Raw genomic sequence first — 17050 nt, 5'->3', positions numbered from 1 at the left:
CTACCTCCGTTTGATCCAGGTTCCCGGCGACAGCGCCAAGAGCAACGCCAGGAACTCCAACCGCCCCATCAGCATCGCGGCGATCAGCACATATTTCAGATGCGTCTGCATGTCCGGGCCGGTCAGCCCCGATGACAACCCCACCGTCGAAAGCGCCGAGATGACCTCGAACAGGGATGACAGGGGCGGCGCGCCGGACAGCAGGAACACCATCCAGCACAGCATCGCCGACGCGGCATAGCAAAAGAGAACCGCCGCAATCGAAATCACGCGATCCACCGACACCTTTCTCCCGCCGTCACGCAGACTGGTCACTGCGTGCGGCGGGATGCGCAAGCGCAGCAGCGTCAGGCGCACCATTTGCGCAAGCGTGATGACCCGGTCGAACTTGATCCCCCCGGCGGTCGATCCGACACCGCCGCCGATGATCATGCCCCCAAGCACCAGCGCCAGATAGCCCGGTTCAGTCGGGATGGGCGCGGTCGAGAACCCGGCGGTGGACAGACCGCTCAGGAAATTAAGTCCGGCATCCACCAATGCAGACCATGACGGTTGGACGGTCAGCATGAGCACCACAACCACGCACATCAATCCCGCCAGCGCAAAGCCTGAAAAGTTGACCGCTTCGCTGTGCCTCAGCGCTCCGCGCCAGTCGCGGGATTGCAATTGCACATAGGCCGCAAGCGAAACCGCCGTTGCCATGCAAAAGAAGATTGTGACCGCCTGCGCCGCTGTCGAATAGCTGGCAAGACTGTCCGGGCGCGGCGTGAACCCGCCGGTCGATACGGCGGACAAGGCAATGGCGACACCTTCCTGCCAGTCAGGGATCAGGACAACCAATGCCGCGATTGCCAGCGCTGTAATCCCACCATACGCGATCAGAAGACCCCGCGCCTGCGTTCGGGTCGAGTTGAGGATGTCACGGTCGTTTATGCCGACGTTGCCCATCGTGCTGGCAGCCGTCCCCGGCCCCAACAACAGCGCAACCCCCGCCACGGCGATGGCAAAGCCGCCCGTCCATTGCAGCCAGCCGCGCAGCACATGCCCGGCAAAGGGCCACTCCATCGTGCCTTGCGCGACGGTCAGGCCGGTTGATGTCACACCCGAGACCGCCTCGAACAGTGCGTCGTTGAATTCCATGCCCAGCACCATCAGCGCCGGAATCGGCAGGATCGACAGGACCAGAAACAGCATCACCAGTGTGCAGACCGCTTCGTTTTCCCGCAAATCGTCCGGCACGCCGTAGCGCGTGCTAAGCCCCGCCGCCGCAAGGCACAGGATTGTCGGCAAGGCCATCGCCACCGTCAGGGATATGTCCCATTCCGCCAAAGCGACACAAAGCGGAACCGCCATGACAGCCGCCAGAAGATGCCCATGTGACAGGATCGCCTTTGCCACGGCGGACGGGCGTGCCTGCCAGCTGGTGCTCGCCTGTCCGGTGGTGTTGGGCATGCGGGGATGTCCTCTTTTTGATCTAAGGTGAACGTGCAACCGGCTGATCCGTTCCGAAACTGGAACGGCCAGCGGCGTTGCACGTTGGCCTGTCAATCAGGACAGCAAGGAACAGACCGATGGCCGACACCGCAGAAACCACCAGCGTCAATCAGATCGTTGACCGCCTCGAATCCCTCACCGACCGCGACCGGATTTGCGTGCGCGACATCGTGGCCGCCTTTGGCACGCGGTCTTTCCTGCCCATTCTCATGGTGCCCGCGCTTCTGGTTTTCTCACCTCTGAGCGGCATCCCGCTTTTCTCATCCGCTTGCGGAATCGCCATCGCGGCCGTTTCGATCCAGATGGTGGTCGGGCGCAAAAAGCTCTGGCTGCCGGATTTCCTGATGAACCGAACGCTTGAGGGCGAACAGGCGCGCAAAGCGGTGCAGAAACTGCATGGTGTTGCGCAATGGCTTGATCACCATTCGGGAGACAGGTTCCGCCCGCTGCTGCGTTGGCCCGGACGCAAGATGATCCAGACGCTGTGCCTGATCTGCGGTGCCGCGATGCTATTTCTGGAAATCGTGCCGTTTTCATCCTCGGTCCTTGGCGCGGCGGTTCTCTTGTTTTCCACCGCATTGCTGTTGCGTGACGGGTTGTTCGCGGTGTTTGGACTGGTGGCCATGTCTTCGGCGGTGGCCATCCTGATCACGTTGGCAGGGTCACTCTGAACTTGGTTGCACCCGAAAAAAGAGGCCGCTTGACGCGATACCGTTTACTTCAGCACCATGCCCGATATCGTGGTCTGCGCCGCCGGTGTTACCGGGGCAAAGGGCCATCCGCTCGAGTCGAGCGAGAAAGACTGGACCGAGGCGTGGCAGACCGATTCCATGTCGGTGGTCCGCATTCTGCGCGCCTTTGTTCCCACGATGGAACGGCGCGGCTGGGGTCGCGTTGCCATCATCGCGTCCGAGAACGCCATGCAGCCCTATTGGGACGAAGCGATCTAGAATGCCGCCAAGGCCGGGTTGCTGAACCGCGCCAAGGGACCAAGCCGCGTTAGCGCAGCCAAGGGTTTTCTGGTCAACTGTGTCTCACCGGTCTTTGTCGAAACCTTCGACCATCTCGGTGGGCTTCGCATCCTGATGTTGGGCGGGAATATCCTTTTGGGCACTTATGTCCGGCTCCTTTGAAGCTGATGCCAGATCAACTTGACTCGTTCTGCCCTGTTCCATGTTCGACCTCGTTTCTGACCTGACCCCAGGCCATCAACGCGAAAATCGCCGTGCCACCAACCACGTTGCCAGCCAGGACCGGGAGAAAGAACTCCAAGAGTGCGGGCACGATCCCGAGTTCAAGCCGCACCAGAAGGAACGCCATCTCGACCGACCCCGCGACCACATGCGCGAAATCCCCGGCGGCGATCAGCCAGGTAAAGGCAAAGACGGTGAAGAATGCGTTGCCCTGCGCAGAGGGCATCATCCAGACCACCGCCGCGATCAGGACACCTGCAGGGATGGCGCGGATGAACCCCTCATAGGCTCCAAATCCGACGGCATGGTGCGACAGTTCGGTGAACGACTGGCGCAGGTCCGGACCAAGAACCTCGGTCAGGCCCAGAAAGGACGCGGCAATAAAGGCCCCCGCCACGTTCGCGGCCAATACAATGGTCCACAGCCGGACCATGGCGACGATTTTGGCACGGTCGGGGCGGGCAATGACCGGCAGCACTGTGGTGAGGGTGTTCTCGGTGAACAATTGCATCCGCCCGAAGATCACCACGATGAAACCAAGCGTGTACCCCATGTTCTCGACCAGAAAACTGCCCGGCAGGTCGGAGTTCAGATGGGTGCGCAGGATCGACTCGCCCAGAACCGACAGGCTGATAAGAATGCCCGCAGCGATGCCCGACCAAACGAGCGATGGCACCGGGCGGCGCAACTCTTCCTCACCGTCGCGGCGGATCACTTCGTAGATGAGACGCGCCGACAGGCGGGTCGCATCGCTGACAAAGGCCTCTTCCTTTTCATGGCGCACCGCGTCACCCTGTCCGGTCTCTTCGGTGCCGTTATTCTTTGGGATGTCGTTCGTCATCCGCACCGTCCGATCAGCGGAAAGACGACGTTTGGCAGCCTTGTTGGTCTGTGGATCATCTGTGGCGCTCCTGCGGTTTCCCGCAATGGCGGGGTCAAACATGAAAACGATGCTTGCCCGGCCTTGGTTCCATCCCGGCACCATGCTGACCGCCACCCCTACACCCAAAAGTTCAACGACCTCGGGTGATGGGAATATGCTTTTGGTCGAACAGGGCGGTGCGCTGGAATAGGCCGGAATGTGCCCGTCGGGCGACACGATTACCGCCTGTGTGATGTGCCACGGCGCAACCGCAGAATTGCGCCAACGCTATGGCCGAAGACGCACGTGACTGACAGGCCGCCGAAGACGTGGCCTCGGCAGTTCCTTCGGCTGCGACAGGCCGTCAACACGGATACCGCAAATCCGCCAACGCCTCCTGCAAGACCAAGAAACGGCGGCACAAACAATCCAGAGCTTTCGGCTATCAGGCGACTCTGAAATTCCATTTTCAGTCACAAGTGACACGGCATTGTGTCTGGGCCGCCAGTTGCTCCGTTTGCAATAGGAGTTGCCAGCCAAGATTTTTTGGGATCACTCTGTCCGCGCATCAGAAATGTGGACTCGCCGCGTTTGCGGAATGAACCAAATGCCGAATTCGACACAAGTAACTCTTAAGCAGCTTCGTTATTTCAGACGGATTGTCGAACGTAAAAGCATATCCGGCGCGTCCGAGGATCTGAACATTGCCCAGACGGCATTGGGTTTGCAGGTTCGTGCGCTCGAGGAAGCCCTTGGCGTGACATTGCTGGTCCGCCATCCAAAAGGTGTCGATCCGACAACCGAAGGAAAGCTGATATATCAAGCCGCTTGTCAGGTGCTGTCGGCAATCGACGCGATGGTGACGACAGTGGCCAATGACGCCAAGACGCGGGCGCGCGATATCTGGCTTGGCCTGCCGCCCAACCTGATCAACGCGATTGGCGCGCGCACGGTTGTGGAACAGGCCGTTCGGATTCCGGATGCGACGCTGCACATCTCGGACGGGTCACGCAGCGATCTTCTTGAAGAAGTCCGCAGTGGAAAACTCGACTGGGCCATTGTCCACAACGCCAATGAGGTCGAGGGCTGCCGGACAGTTCCGATCATCCGCCACTCCTTGATGTTGATATGCCGACCGGGGTCGGGATTTCGACCGGGGCCGGTCAAGCTGAAGGATGCATTGGCCTGTGACCTTGTTCTGGACAGTGCAAGGCGGGTGATTTCCGGCGTTGTCGGCAAGGCCACGCAAGCGCTCAACCTGGTGCCAAATGTCAAATACGAGGTGGATTCCCTGAATACCATCCGGCAACTGATCCTGAGCGAAGGCGTGTGTGGTCTTTTAAGCCGGGCAGTGTTCCAGAACGATATCGACCACGGGCTGTTGGAAGAGCATCTGGTCATCGAACCACCGCTTGATATCACCGCTTATTTTGTCACCCGATCGCAAAACCGTCTGGTTGCCGCAGACCGTCCGGTCCTTGAATTTCTGGATATGCTGATCGACGATTATTGCGATGCCGATCCGGCTATCGAGGTGCGTCTGTCCAGGTTGGCAGAGATGGTGGACCTGTAGCGAAACGCAATAGAAAAATTGCTTAGCGGCTAGAGTGTTATTGCCTTGGACCTCATCGACACCGGGTGCGACCTTAGCATTGGGTCATGGCGGCAGCCACAGGCGGTGCCGTTTCCAGTGCAGGTTGACAGTGATATCCGGGAGAGAGGGCAGCATCAGTTCAGACATGCCAAACCCACGGGATCCGGGTTTGGCGAATCCTCAAGCCGAGGAACTGTGCAAATGCCTGATATTAAATGATTTGGAACTGAAAAATACAACCAAGCGGCTCGATTGTCCGGAGTTTTCCGGTGAGCCTGTCCAATGTATCTGACGAGGTCATAGGATGATCGCGATCTACCGGTTGGGCGTGTTGGCCGCCATTCTGGCGGTTTGGAGCTGGGCTGCGGCGCGGCTCGGAGGCAACATCGTTCCCGGCCCGTTCGAGACGCTTGAGGCCGCGCAAACTCTGCTGGCAAACGGACGTCTTGCAGGGGCGGTCGGTGACAGTCTGAGCGTGTATCTGAGCGGCTTTGCCTTGGCGGTCCTGCTGGCGGTGCCGTTGGGTGTGCTGATGGGCGGGTTTCGGGTCTTGGGAAAAACGCTCGAGGTGTATGTCTTTGCCTTCGCCGCCACGCCACGAGTGGCATTCATTCCGTTGATTATTGTTCTGCTGGGGTTGGGGGTCGAGGCGAAGATTTTCATCGTCTTTCTCGGCTCGCTGATGCCAATCCTGCTCAATACCTATGCCGGAGTTCTGGCTGCTGATCCCGAGATGATTGAGATGGCGCAATCGACCGGGGCTGGCCGGGGACGCATCTTTGCCAGGATCGTGCTGCCGGGCGCCGTGCCCTACGTCATCACCGGCCTGCGGATCGGGGCGACCATCGGGTTGATCAACACCGTGGTGGCCGAACTTTATACCGCTGTCAGTGGCCTCGGTGGTTTGCTCGCGGTTTATGGAAATACCTTCCGAATGGCAGAGTATTTTGTCGTGGTGCTGGCGCTTGCGCTGATCGGTGTGATCATGACCGAAGGTCTACGCCATGTGGAAGAGCGCGCGTCACGTTGGCGGGATGTGGGCTAGGGCCATGCACACCGCGATTTTTGCCGAAAATGGGATGGGTGGTGAACTGAAATGACAATGACCAGGATAGGATTTTTCGGTGTCGTGCTGACGGTTGCATTAGGCTTCGGAGCAGTCGCACAGGCCGATCCGTTTCGTTTGATCGTAACCCATCTGGAGCCGCCATTGGTGCCCAACTCCGTCATGGATCTTGCGGTCGAGCTTGGGTATTTCGAACGCGAAGGCGTAGAGGTCGAATTGATCCGCGTGCAGCAAACGCCGCTTGCGCTGGCAGCGATGCTGGCCGGAGAAGGCGACATGGCGAATGTCAGTGTCGACGCCCTGTTGCAATTGCACTCGCGGGGGGATCAGACGCTGACAGCGGTGACATCCCCAAACAAGTCCCTGCCGTTCCTGATTGCCGCGCAGGCTGCGATCAGCAGCACCGCCGACCTGAAGGGGCACAGCTTTGGCGTCGGACGCATCGGCAGTCTGGATCATGCCCTGAGTACCCGTGTCTTGGTGTCCCAGGACGTTCAGTTGGATACATTTGAGGTCGTGACCCTTGGCCAACCTGCCGTCCGGGCACAGGCGCTGGCCGCCGGGCAAATTGATGCCACAACGATGTCGATCGGCACATGGTTGTCGATCCCGGACCGCACCGGCCTGTCGGTGCTGGTTGCGCCCGATGCCTATTACGCCGCCGCGCCGGTGGTGAACAAGGTCAATGTGGTGTCAGCCGAAGCCATAGGGACACGTCGGGCCGATGTGGTCGCCGTGGTGCGCGCCTTGACCCAGATCTCGCGCGATTTTGCCACTGATCCAGTCGCATGGGCCGCAGCGATGGAACCGCACGCGCCGCAATTGACACAAGAGGCGCTGAATGAACTGGCCCGGAGTTTCGAAGGAAGTTGGAGCGTGAACGGCGGCATGGGTCGCGAGGAACTGCAATTCACCCAGGACTGGGTTTTCCAGACGGAAGACTTCAAGGACGCTGCCGCAGTGGCGCTTGACGATTGGGTGGATTTTTCCATCGCGGACGAGGTTCTGGCAGACATTGGAACTTGGACGGATGCGGATGCTCCATCGCGATGACTTTGCGCAACACCGTTCGAGACAGACCTTGAGGACCGTTCCTCCCGCTGTCGCCTTGGACAGCGTGGACAAGACGTTTGGCGGCGGTGTCGCTGCATTGCGCAATGTCTCGTTAAGCGTGGAGGACGGAACATTTCTGGCCCTTCTGGGGCCATCGGGCTGCGGCAAGACCACGGTGTTGCGGTTGGTCGATGGATTGATTCAGCCAGATGCGGGCACCGTGCAGGTTTTTGGTGCACCACCAAGACCCGGACCGGATATCGGCATGGTGTTTCAGTCCTTCCGCCTGATCCCATGGGCCACCGCGGCCCAGAACATCGGTTTTTCGCTACATGGAACCGGTCTGTCCAAACCAGAACAGGCAGATCGCGTGCGCAAATACATTGATCTCGTGGGGCTCAACCGTTTTTCCGGCGCTTATCCGGCAGCGTTGTCCGGTGGCATGAAACAGCGCGTGGCACTGGCCCGCGCACTGGCACCCGAGCCGGCGATTTTACTGATGGACGAACCCTTTGCCAGCATCGACGCCCAGACCCGCGAACTGTTGCAGGTCGAACTGATGCGGATCTGGACGCAGCGCAGCCCGGCCGTGATCTTCGTCACTCACAGTGTGGACGAAGCGATCTTGCTGGCCGACAGGATCGCGCTGATGAGTCCAAACCCTGGCCAGGTGATCGAGACCGTTCCGGTCGATCTGGAGAGGCCACGCTGGGCGTATGACGCCCGCGCCGAACCACGCTACGCAGAGCTGCGCAGATACCTGTCCGATAGAATGCGGCAGCTCGTCTTCAGCGATCCGGCATCAGAATTCTATGGCCGCGAACTTGGGTTGCCCGGGCGTCCGGACGCGTGACGGCCAAGCCCGAATGTTTGGAATGAATGACAATTGACAGCAAGGTAAGGATACAAGGAATGGGGTTAAACTTGAAATTCAACTCGAAAGCCATTGCAGCACACGGGCGCAATCCGGCCAATGCGGCGCTGACCGGCCTGACAACAATGCTGGCTCTCTGGGCCGCGCCCGCCGTGGCCGAAACCCACGTCACCGGGGATATGGCCGCAGGTGAAATCAGTTTTGCACAACAATGTGTCAAATGCCACGTCGTGGTCACCGACGCCGGCGAGACGCTCGCGGGGCGCAATGGCCGAATTGGCCCCAACCTTTTCGGCATCCCCGGCCAAACCACGGGGGCTGTACCCGGCTACCGCTATACCGATTTCATCATCCGTGCGGGACAATCAGGTGCAACATGGGACGAAGCGACCTTTGTGGCATTTGTGGGCAACCCCACCGAATGGCTCCGCACGACATTGAATGACCCCGCCGCCCGCAGCAGGATGAATTTCGAGGTGCGCGACCCCGCAGACGCCGCGAACATCTATGCCTTCCTTGCCTCGCTCGCCGCCGTTGCTGAAACCGAAGAAAGTGCCGCCGCCGAGGAACCAGCCAAAGTGGCAGTGACGGGCCGACCCGTCAGCTATGACCCCGACCAGGCCGAGCGGGGAAGCACAAGATACATGAATGATTGCGCTGAATGCCACGGCGACGATCTGAAAGGCGGACTGAACGGCGGCGCGTCCCTGCGCAGCGTGTCGTTCCTGCAAAAATACGCCGAGGGCGCGCCGGCCTCGGATTTGTTCTATTACATGAGCAACGCAATGCCCCCCAGTTCGCCGGGGCGGTACTCTGAAAGCAACTACGCTGACCTGATGGCGTTCATTCTCCGTCGCAACGGGTTTCAGGCCGGGGCGGCGCTGCCTTCGGATCTCGATTCACTGGATCATCTGATAATGGAAAAATGATCGGCCGCTGACCATGGGACTGTCGGATCTCACGTTGCAGGTGATTGTCTTTCGTGTGCTGGCCCTGCTGATTATTGTCGGGGTCCACGGGAGCCTTATCGCCTGGACTGCGGCACTGCTCGGGGATCAGGGACCAAGGCAGGACGGCCGCCTGACCATCAACCCCGGCAGTCATGTGGATCTTTTGGGCGGGGCCAGCCTGATCCTGTTCGGGCTGGGCTGGTCCAAACCCGTGGCCGTCGAGGCCAGGAACCTGCGTTTCAGAGGCGCCGGACTTCTCGTGGTGATCCTGGCAGGTTTTTTCGGTCTGATTGCCACGGCAATTGCCCTTGCCGCTTTGATCCAGCCCGCTTTGACATCACTGCCGCTCACTTCTGGCCTGGCAACAGCAGCGTTCCTGCGGGCAGCGAGCGGTCTGGCATTGTCCTGTGCCTTTCTGAGCCTGCTGCCGCTCCCGCCGCTTGCGGGTGGCCTGCTGCTTGGGGCGTTTGCGGGGTCTGACAGACCGTGGCTCAAATGGGTCTCGGCGGCGGTGGTGATTGTGCTGATGGCGACCGGTGTCATGCGCCAGATGCTTGATCCCGTCGCAGCGGTCTTGACCCCCTTCATTCTGCACGGTTGACCAGGGTCACAAGTCGGGCGAAACCCCCTGTGATCCCACACCATACCGCGCCAGAATAGCGGTCAGGGTGCCGTCCGCATCAAACTGTGCCATCACGTCGGTGATTTCACGCTTGAGCGTCAGATCGCCTTTCCACATCCCCAGAACCAGATTGTAGCGTGCCAGCCCATCCCGCATCGGGGCGCTCCACCAGCCGCTGTCCGTTGCAATCCCTCCGGCAAGCAGCGTTTCGGTAACGCCAGCATCAAGTGTGCCGCTGTTGATTCCGGCGATCAAAGTCTCCCGATCGGGCATGATCCGAACAACGACGTTCCGACGACGCAGGAAACTGGCCAAGCTGATGCGATCAAGTCCCGAGATATTGGTCAGCGCGCCAATCGTCAGACCCTCAATCTCGTTCAGCGGCTTCGGCGCGACGATGGACCAACCGGTCTGTGTATAGGAGGGACCGGTATCAAGAAACGACCGGGTCAACGTGGAATCAACCACACCTCCTGCCAGCACCTGGCAATTGGCGCGGGTGATGGCCCAATTGCCGGGATTGAAGTCCCGGCCCATGGCATCATTGGGGCTGATCAACAGGTCAAGTCCCATTTCCTCGGCCAACGCGCGCAGGATTTCAACATCGATCCCCGGCTGCGCCGGATCGCCAGTGACAAGTGGCGGATAGCTTGTGGGCAGGCAGACCTTCAGAACACCCGACTTGCGCATTTCCGAAAGCGATGTGTCAGGCGGTAGCATCCCCACAAGAAGCATCAGCGCAACAGCCAGCCCCAGAGTTCCCCATTCGCCTGTCAGGTGTGGCAACCGAGCCATGACTAGCCCCGGCGGAATTCATAAAGTGCGATGGCAAACAGCACGACACCAGAGACACCCATGATCAGGATGCCAAGACGCGGGTCAAACTGGTTGAACCCGATAAGCGATCCCCGCAGGGCATCGACTGCATAGGTCAGCGGGTTCCAGTGAACAATCGTGACCAACCATTCGGGGTAGACAACGCGGGTCTGGGCACCACTCAGCGCCGGATCAAGAGGAAACACGGAACTGGACGTGAAATAAAGAGGGAGGATCACAGCGTTTGAAAACACCCCAAAGCCTTGAAAGCTCCGGATGTGATTGGCGATCACCACCCCCAGCGAGGTAAGCGCGAATGCCAGCATCGCCATCAGCCCCAATGTTTCAAGAAATTTGGGCCATGTCATGCTGACGTCCGCGAATTTTGCCAGCAGCAACACCAGACAGCCGTGCAGCACCGCAACAGTCGCCCCGCCCAGCACTTTGCCCAGCAGGATGGTGCCGCGTGACAGGGGCGATACCTGCACTTCGCGCAGAAATCCGAACTCGCGATCCCAGATCACCGAGACCGCGGATTGTACCGACGTGAACAGGATGTTCAGCGCAACCACGGCGGGAAAGATGAACTGAAGATAGGTGAAGGGGACCACAAAGCTGACCCTGCCGTAAATCTCGCCACGGAAATACGGGTTCAATCCGATCCCAAGGATCAGCACCCACAGGATCGGGCGACTGATCCCCCCGATCAATTGGCCCCGGTCGCGGAAGGCACGTTTCACTTCGCGCAACCAAAGTCCATAAAGCCCACCAAGCTGGACAAGCAGAAACGGGCGTTCCTCTCGAGTGGGTGTCATCCGGTATGCTCCCCGCCGATCTTGCCGAATGCCTTGGTCTGATCACGCTCGCTTGCTGCCTCATCGCGGATGGTGCGCCCTGTCAGGCTCAGGAATACCGATTCAAGGCTCGGCACTTCGATCGAGAGGGCGCGGATATTGGCACCATGCTCGGCCAGGAACCTTTCGGCGAAGGCGTCATCAGACGAGAGCAATATTTCGTCCCCGTCCGCGTGGACAAGTCGATCGACATGTCGGGCGGTGATGGCGGCATGATCCGCGACGCTTTTGGGGACAAGTCGTAACACCTGTTGCCCATGGTCACGCTTCAGGGCTGCGGGCGCATCGTTGGCCAAAACTCGGCCACGATCAATGATACAGACCTGATCGCATGCCTCGACTTCCTCGATATAATGGGTGGTCACCAGAACGGTGATCGCCCGTTCACCCTGCAAACGTCGGATGTAATGCCAGATCCGATCGCGCGATTGCGCATCCAATCCGACAGTTGGTTCGTCCAGTAACAGGATTTCGGAATCGTGAATCAGCGCGCGCGCGATTTCCAGCCGCCGCTTCATCCCTGACGACAGGGTCCGGCAGATCTTGTCGGCCCATTCGCTCAGTTCGACCAGTGCCAGCATCTCGTCGATGCGCTGCCGTCGCAGTTTGCGGGGTACGCCGTAGACCAACCCATGCAGATCAAGGTTCTCGCGGACCGAAAGCCGGTCATCGAGGCTTGGCTCCTGAAAGACGATGCCAAGACGCCTCCGCGCCTGCAAGGGCTGGCGCATGACATCGAAACCGGCAACCAGAGCTTGTCCTGAGTCGGATCGAAGCAGTGTGCAGAGGATGTGCATCAGCGTCGTCTTGCCGGAACCATTGGGGCCAAGCAGCGCGAACAGCTGCTGTTGGCCAACATCAAAGCTGACACCGTCCAGGGCCAATGTGCGCCCATACCTCTTGGACACGGAGTCTAGGCGGATTGCGAAAGGCGGGACAGACATCACGGCCCGTCCACTGCGGGAAACCCGTGCGCGTCATAGATCTCCGCAAATGTGCCGTCTGCGGTCAAGGCAGCAATCGCCTCGTCAATCGACGTGCGCAGAAAGGTCTCGTCCGACAGCATCAATGCGCCCACGCCAAGAACCGTGGCGGGAAGGGGCGCGGGGTCAATCGCGTGCAGATCGGCATAGGCCGGGTCGTCGCGCTGAGTGGCCCAGAAAACAGGTGCCCAGACCAGTGCGACATCCACAGTGCCCTTCAGAAGCGACTGGAGCGCGAGTTGGTTTGTTCCCATCGGGTAGGTCGGCCAACGGTCTTGCGGGGCCGATGCAGTGAGATAGGACACCAGCCGCAGGTGGGCCGACGTTCCGATTGTCGCGCCGATCGGGCGGGGTGGTGACAGATCGGCCAGCGCGCCAAGATCGGGGTCGGCTGTGACAAAGGCATATTCGGTGCTGTAGTAGGCCCGTGTCAAAGACGCCCATTCGCCGTATCCACCGGGGATAAGCTTGAAGCCCATGTGAATGTCGCAATGCTCCAGCAAAAGACCATAGACCATGGTGATGTCTTCCATGACCATCGTGCTTTCGACAACGTATCGCTGCGGCTCAAGCAAGAGCGCCGCTGCAATGGCATCGGCCACGTCGCCGGCAACCTCCCAGTCAGACTCTCGCGGGTCGATGCAGTAACGCAACTGCGACAGATCCATTCGCCGGCCAAAGGTCCATTGGCGGTCAGCATAGGGGATGTCATAGAATTCCGGTTCTTGTGCAGCGCCCTGCGCGGCGGGCAACGTGGTAAACACAACCGCTTGCGCCAGCGCCCAAAAGGAAAACATCCGGCGCAAGTTGGTAATGGTCAAGGTCAGACCTCATTCGTCAAAGTGTCCGCGCGTAGGGATAGCATCATCTGCGCGCGGACCACGTTTCAAATTGCGCCTGTTCGATCAGTCAGGAAGCGCAAACACATACAGCGTTGCAGGGTTGCTGGGCGGCAGTTGAATGTCAGGTGTCAGCGAGGCCAATCGGCCAAGACCGGACGCCCAGTTCGCAACGATCGCAATGTACTGCTTGCCATCCACCGAATAGCTGATCGGGAAGGATTCAAGCGCATTGCTAAGCGCGCCACTTCTCCACAAGACATCACCGGTTGCATCATCAAAAGCGATGAGTCTGCGGTCAAGCGTGCCGACAAACACCAACCCGCCACCAGTTGGCAGGGTGGAACTGGTGACAGGCGCATATTGCCGGTACATCCAGGAATCCGACTGATCGGCCAGATTGATCGCCCGAACCTGACCGATATTGCCATCGCTGTCCGCTGTGGGAACGCGGGCAAAGGTCGCCCGTCCACCGCTTACATAGATTTCGCCCGGATCAAGAGGCTGTGGCGTGGTGTTCGAACAGAACTCGACCGTCGGCATATAAAGTGTCTGGGTCCGGGGGCTATAAGACGTCGCCTGCCAGGCCCGACCGCCCGGATCCGCCGGACAGTTATAGGTGGTTTCGCCGATATGCGGGACAATATCGGGGTTGATGGTCTTGGCACCGGTGTCTGGATCAATTTCCAGAACCACGTTTTGCGGCACGGTCTCGTGTGCCCACAGCCATTCACCTGTGACCCGGTCCAATGCCTCGACAATCCCGATCTTGCCGCTGGTAATGACCATCTGGCGGTCTTCGCCCTTGAACGGCAATTCGACAAGGATCCGTTCATAGACATAGTCCAGATCAAGAGAATCGTTTGGCAGGTACTGGTGATACCATTGCAGTTCGCCGGTATTGACGTCGATGGCGAGGGTCGCATTGGTGTAAAGCGCGTTGTTCGTCACGCTTGGGTCTGCGCTTTCAGGCAACAGGCCGTTGATTTCCGCGATCCATGGATAGGGTTGTCCGACACCAGCAAAGAACAGATTCTGATCGGGATCATACGATCCGGCGATCCATGCAGAGCCACCGTGGCGGCTTTCCAGCGGGATTCCGTTCCAGCTGTTGCCTTCGGGTGTGTCGCCGCGCGCGATCGTGTGAACGCGCCAAATTTCCGCGCCGGTGTGCACATCATGCCCGGTGAAGAAGCAACCACCCGGTTGCGCATTGCTGCACCCGGTCGTGCCCTGAATGATCACGCCATTGGTGATGATTGATCCGCTCGAGAAAGCAAATCCCTGGTTGTAGTTGACGACCTGCTGATCCCAGATCAATTGCCCGGTCTTGGTGTCAAGCGCGATCAGGTGACCGTCACGGGTCGAGACGATCAGCATGTCTTCATAGATCGACTTGGATCGCACCCCATTGGGGTTCACATCGTCGGGCAGTTCGTGCTGGTACTCCCAAATCAGATTGCCGGTGGACCCATCAAGTGCCTGAATCAAATGGGTTGAGTTCTGGATATAAATAACACCGTCATGAACAAGCGGCGTTTCTTGTGTCCGCCCTCCCGGCGACATGCCCCAGGCCCATGCCAGCTCCAGATCGCCGACATTCTCTTTGTTGATCTGGTCAAGCGGGCTGTACCCCCAGCCGTCATATGTCCGCCGCCACATCAACCAGTCGCCATCGGCCGGGCTCAGAAGCATCTCGTCTGTGACCGGTGTTACCTTGTCGATCCGGCTGTCTTGGGCAAAGGCAGATCCCGCAAGTGTGCTGATGGCCATCACGGATGCCATCAAAGTGTATTTGAGCTTTGATTTCGGTTGCATTTTTGTGTCCTCCCAAACTGGTAAATGACAAGGCGGCTGGCTGCATCTGCCGCCTTGTTTCTAATCGAAACAGCGTTGCTTGATCGGTAACGACGGGTCTTGTGACAAGATTTGCGCGTACCGGTCAGTCAAGCGCATCCGAGTGCCACAAGGTGATCACAGCCGGATGTGCTTCTCTGACAACCTTTCATCCGGCGCTCTGCCGATCCAAGATAATTACGATTGGACCCATAGGCAGTTTCTGTTTCGACACCTCGGATCGGGATGGGTGCGGTTGCCGCCCTTTTTCCTGCCCGTTGATCCGGCAATGGGGCAAGCGCTGGCAATCGCGCGTCTTGCGTTGGTGACGGGTCTCGACATGGTTGGGCGCGTGAATGATCGGCAATACGATCTGTTGGCTTGGACACGGGATCAACGTCCTGACGAGTCCCCGGCAATGGCGGGCCCATCGGGAATCAGATCAGCCCTGCGCCAAGAATAAATCGCTCAAACCCGAAACACATACCGAATTTTCAGAAATTCCCGGTAGCTGCGGCGCTTGCAGGCGTCTAGATGCCTCCTTATATACCCATCGGACCCGCTGAACGGTAACGTCAGTGGAATGAAATGCGGGGCGGGATGCCGGAATGGGTCATCGTCTCGTGACATCGCCTTAAGATATGAAGGGATCGAAAACATGGCCAAAGTGATTGGTATTGACCTCGGTACAACAAACAGCTGCGTCGCGATCATGGATGGATCGCAGCCGCGTGTGATTGAAAACGCCGAAGGTGCACGCACCACCCCGTCTATCGTCGCGTTCACCGACGACGAACGCCTCGTTGGCCAACCGGCCAAGCGTCAGGCAGTGACCAACCCGGAAAACACCGTCTTTGGTGTGAAGCGTCTGATCGGTCGCCGCAATGATGATCCGGATCTTGCCAAGGACCGCAAGAACATGCCGTTCGAAGTGATCGACGGCGGCAATGGCGACGCATGGGTGCGCGCCAAGGGTGACAAGTATTCCCCGTCCCAGATTTCCGCCTTCATCCTGCAAAAAATGAAGGAAACCGCCGAATCGTATCTTGGCGAAGAAGTGACGCAAGCCGTCATCACCGTTCCCGCCTATTTCAACGACGCTCAGCGTCAGGCGACCAAGGACGCAGGTAAGATCGCCGGCCTTGAAGTGCTGCGCATCATCAACGAGCCGACAGCCGCCGCGCTGGCCTATGGTCTCGACAAGAAAGAAGCCCGCACCATCGCGGTCTATGACCTTGGCGGTGGTACGTTCGACGTGACCATCCTTGAAATCGACGATGGCCTGTTCGAAGTGAAATCCACCAACGGCGACACGTTCCTTGGTGGTGAAGATTTCGACATGCGGATCGTCAACTACCTTGCTGACGAGTTCAAGAAAGAGAACGGCGTCGATCTGACCAAGGACAAGATGGCGCTTCAGCGTCTGAAAGAGGCGGCCGAGAAAGCCAAGATCGAACTGTCCTCGTCCAGCCAGACCGAAATCAACCAGCCGTTCATCTCGATGGACGGAAAAAGCGGTCAACCGCTTCACCTTGTGATGAAGCTGACACGCGCCAAGCTGGAAAGCCTTGTTGGCGACCTGATCAAGGCGTCGATGAAGCCGTGTCAGGCCGCTCTGAAAGATGCCGGTCTCTCGACCTCCGACATCGATGAGGTTGTGCTCGTAGGTGGTATGACCCGCATGCCCCGCGTCGTCGAGGAAGTGACTAAGTTCTTCGGCAAGGAGCCGCACAAGGGTGTGAACCCGGACGAGGTTGTGGCGCTGGGCGCCGCCATTCAGGCCGGCGTTCTGCAAGGTGATGTAAAGGACGTTGTCCTTCTCGACGTGACCCCGCTGTCGCTGGGCATCGAAACGCTGGGTGGTGTGTTCACTCGCCTGATCGACCGCAACACCACGATCCCGACCAAGAAGTCGCAAATCTTCTCGACCGCCGAAGACAACCAGAACGCCGTGACGATCCGTGTGTTCCAAGGTGAACGCGAGATGGCTGCCGACAACAAGATGCTTGGCCAG

At 59.1% G+C, this 17050-nt stretch carries 17 protein-coding genes; 10 read left to right on the top strand and 7 right to left on the bottom strand.

What is annotated here, in order from left to right; genetic code table 11:
• The gene (locus ACTIEN_RS07435) at positions 1–1452 is read right to left on the bottom strand and encodes a TrkH family potassium uptake protein (RefSeq protein WP_439522489.1); all 1452 of its coding nucleotides are present in this window, start codon (positions 1450–1452) and stop codon (positions 1–3) included.
• Between the two features lie 119 nt (positions 1453–1571).
• On the opposite strand from ACTIEN_RS07435, the gene ACTIEN_RS07430 reads away from it, so the two are divergent.
• A complete protein-coding gene (locus ACTIEN_RS07430; RefSeq protein WP_439522488.1) occupies positions 1572–2165 on the top strand; it encodes an exopolysaccharide biosynthesis protein in 594 nt (197 codons plus the stop codon).
• Positions 2166–2222: 57 nt separating this feature from the next.
• Positions 2223–2444, top strand: coding sequence for an SDR family NAD(P)-dependent oxidoreductase (locus ACTIEN_RS07425; protein ID WP_439522487.1), 222 nt, complete (start codon positions 2223–2225; stop codon positions 2442–2444).
• A gap of 196 nt (positions 2445–2640) precedes the next feature.
• Here ACTIEN_RS07425 and ACTIEN_RS07420 read toward each other — a convergent pair whose 3' ends face one another.
• The gene (locus tag ACTIEN_RS07420) at positions 2641–3528 is read right to left on the bottom strand and encodes a formate/nitrite transporter family protein (RefSeq protein ID WP_439522486.1); all 888 of its coding nucleotides are present in this window, start codon (positions 3526–3528) and stop codon (positions 2641–2643) included.
• Between the two features lie 100 nt (positions 3529–3628).
• Here ACTIEN_RS07420 and ACTIEN_RS07415 point away from each other — a divergent pair, with 100 nt between their 5' ends.
• The 7 genes from ACTIEN_RS07415 to ACTIEN_RS07385 all read left to right on the top strand — a co-directional run bounded on the left by ACTIEN_RS07415 (position 3629) and on the right by ACTIEN_RS07385 (position 9687).
• Positions 3629–3760, top strand: coding sequence for a hypothetical protein (locus ACTIEN_RS07415; protein ID WP_439522485.1), 132 nt, complete (start codon positions 3629–3631; stop codon positions 3758–3760).
• Positions 3761–4156: 396 nt separating this feature from the next.
• Positions 4157–5122 (top strand): LysR family transcriptional regulator, encoded by a 966-nt coding sequence (locus tag ACTIEN_RS07410; RefSeq protein WP_439522484.1) that lies wholly within the window; start codon positions 4157–4159, stop codon positions 5120–5122.
• Between the two features lie 325 nt (positions 5123–5447).
• Entirely contained in the window at positions 5448–6188 is a 741-nt protein-coding gene (locus ACTIEN_RS07405) for an ABC transporter permease (RefSeq protein WP_439522483.1), read from the top strand.
• A gap of 57 nt (positions 6189–6245) precedes the next feature.
• A complete protein-coding gene (locus tag ACTIEN_RS07400) occupies positions 6246–7262 on the top strand; it encodes an ABC transporter substrate-binding protein (protein ID WP_439522482.1) in 1017 nt (338 codons plus the stop codon).
• A 28-nt stretch (positions 7263–7290) separates the two neighbouring features.
• Entirely contained in the window at positions 7291–8115 is an 825-nt protein-coding gene (locus ACTIEN_RS07395) for an ABC transporter ATP-binding protein (RefSeq protein ID WP_439522481.1), read from the top strand.
• 59 nt (positions 8116–8174) lie between these two features.
• A complete protein-coding gene (locus ACTIEN_RS07390; RefSeq protein WP_439522480.1) occupies positions 8175–9065 on the top strand; it encodes a c-type cytochrome in 891 nt (296 codons plus the stop codon).
• Positions 9066–9078: 13 nt separating this feature from the next.
• Positions 9079–9687 (top strand): hypothetical protein, encoded by a 609-nt coding sequence (locus tag ACTIEN_RS07385; RefSeq protein WP_439522479.1) that lies wholly within the window; start codon positions 9079–9081, stop codon positions 9685–9687.
• A 6-nt stretch (positions 9688–9693) separates the two neighbouring features.
• On the opposite strand, the gene ACTIEN_RS07380 is transcribed toward ACTIEN_RS07385, so the two are convergent.
• From ACTIEN_RS07380 to ACTIEN_RS07360, 5 genes are all read right to left on the bottom strand, one after another.
• On the bottom strand, positions 9694–10503 hold the full coding sequence (locus ACTIEN_RS07380; protein WP_439522478.1) for a substrate-binding periplasmic protein: 810 nt from the start codon (positions 10501–10503) through the stop codon (positions 9694–9696).
• A 2-nt stretch (positions 10504–10505) separates the two neighbouring features.
• Complete coding sequence (locus ACTIEN_RS07375; protein ID WP_439522477.1) at positions 10506–11339, bottom strand: ABC transporter permease; 834 nt, start codon at positions 11337–11339, stop codon at positions 10506–10508.
• Positions 11336–12286: an ATP-binding cassette domain-containing protein gene (locus tag ACTIEN_RS07370; protein WP_439522476.1), complete on the bottom strand. Its 951-nt coding sequence runs from the start codon at positions 12284–12286 to the stop codon at positions 11336–11338. The genes ACTIEN_RS07375 and ACTIEN_RS07370 overlap by 4 nt, the downstream gene beginning before the upstream one ends.
• Positions 12287–12321: 35 nt before the next feature.
• A complete protein-coding gene (locus ACTIEN_RS07365) occupies positions 12322–13182 on the bottom strand; it encodes a substrate-binding periplasmic protein (RefSeq protein ID WP_439522475.1) in 861 nt (286 codons plus the stop codon).
• 84 nt (positions 13183–13266) lie between these two features.
• Positions 13267–15018, bottom strand: a complete 1752-nt coding sequence (locus ACTIEN_RS07360; protein WP_439522474.1) for a pyrroloquinoline quinone-dependent dehydrogenase — start codon at positions 15016–15018, stop codon at positions 13267–13269.
• A 676-nt stretch (positions 15019–15694) separates the two neighbouring features.
• Between ACTIEN_RS07360 and dnaK the strand changes: the two genes are divergently transcribed.
• A partial coding sequence (gene dnaK, locus ACTIEN_RS07355) for a molecular chaperone DnaK (RefSeq protein ID WP_439522473.1) occupies positions 15695–17050 on the top strand: 1356 nt, incomplete at its 3' end.

Origin of the sequence: Marivita sp., assembly GCF_051859345.1 — a bacterium.
Lineage (GTDB): Bacteria > Pseudomonadota > Alphaproteobacteria > Rhodobacterales > Rhodobacteraceae > Marivita.
This window is presented reverse-complemented; position numbering and strand designations above follow the sequence as displayed.

Bases quoted from the DNA above. Each gene is read 5' to 3' on its own strand.
- ACTIEN_RS07360 (WP_439522474.1), bottom strand. From the start codon at position 15,018: ATGCAACCGAAATCAAAGCTCAAATACACTTTGATGGCATCCGTGATG.
- ACTIEN_RS07425 (WP_439522487.1), top strand. From the start codon at position 2,223: ATGCCCGATATCGTGGTCTGCGCCGCCGGTGTTACCGGGGCAAAGGGC.
- ACTIEN_RS07385 (WP_439522479.1), top strand. From the start codon at position 9,079: ATGGGACTGTCGGATCTCACGTTGCAGGTGATTGTCTTTCGTGTGCTG.
- ACTIEN_RS07375 (WP_439522477.1), bottom strand. From the start codon at position 11,339: ATGACACCCACTCGAGAGGAACGCCCGTTTCTGCTTGTCCAGCTTGGT.
- ACTIEN_RS07400 (WP_439522482.1), top strand. From the start codon at position 6,246: ATGACCAGGATAGGATTTTTCGGTGTCGTGCTGACGGTTGCATTAGGC.
- ACTIEN_RS07405 (WP_439522483.1), top strand. From the start codon at position 5,448: ATGATCGCGATCTACCGGTTGGGCGTGTTGGCCGCCATTCTGGCGGTT.
- ACTIEN_RS07420 (WP_439522486.1), bottom strand. From the start codon at position 3,528: ATGACGAACGACATCCCAAAGAATAACGGCACCGAAGAGACCGGACAG.
- ACTIEN_RS07430 (WP_439522488.1), top strand. From the start codon at position 1,572: ATGGCCGACACCGCAGAAACCACCAGCGTCAATCAGATCGTTGACCGC.
- ACTIEN_RS07390 (WP_439522480.1), top strand. From the start codon at position 8,175: ATGGGGTTAAACTTGAAATTCAACTCGAAAGCCATTGCAGCACACGGG.
- ACTIEN_RS07435 (WP_439522489.1), bottom strand. From the start codon at position 1,452: ATGCCCAACACCACCGGACAGGCGAGCACCAGCTGGCAGGCACGCCCG.
- ACTIEN_RS07410 (WP_439522484.1), top strand. From the start codon at position 4,157: ATGCCGAATTCGACACAAGTAACTCTTAAGCAGCTTCGTTATTTCAGA.
- ACTIEN_RS07415 (WP_439522485.1), top strand. From the start codon at position 3,629: ATGAAAACGATGCTTGCCCGGCCTTGGTTCCATCCCGGCACCATGCTG.
- ACTIEN_RS07380 (WP_439522478.1), bottom strand. From the start codon at position 10,503: ATGGCTCGGTTGCCACACCTGACAGGCGAATGGGGAACTCTGGGGCTG.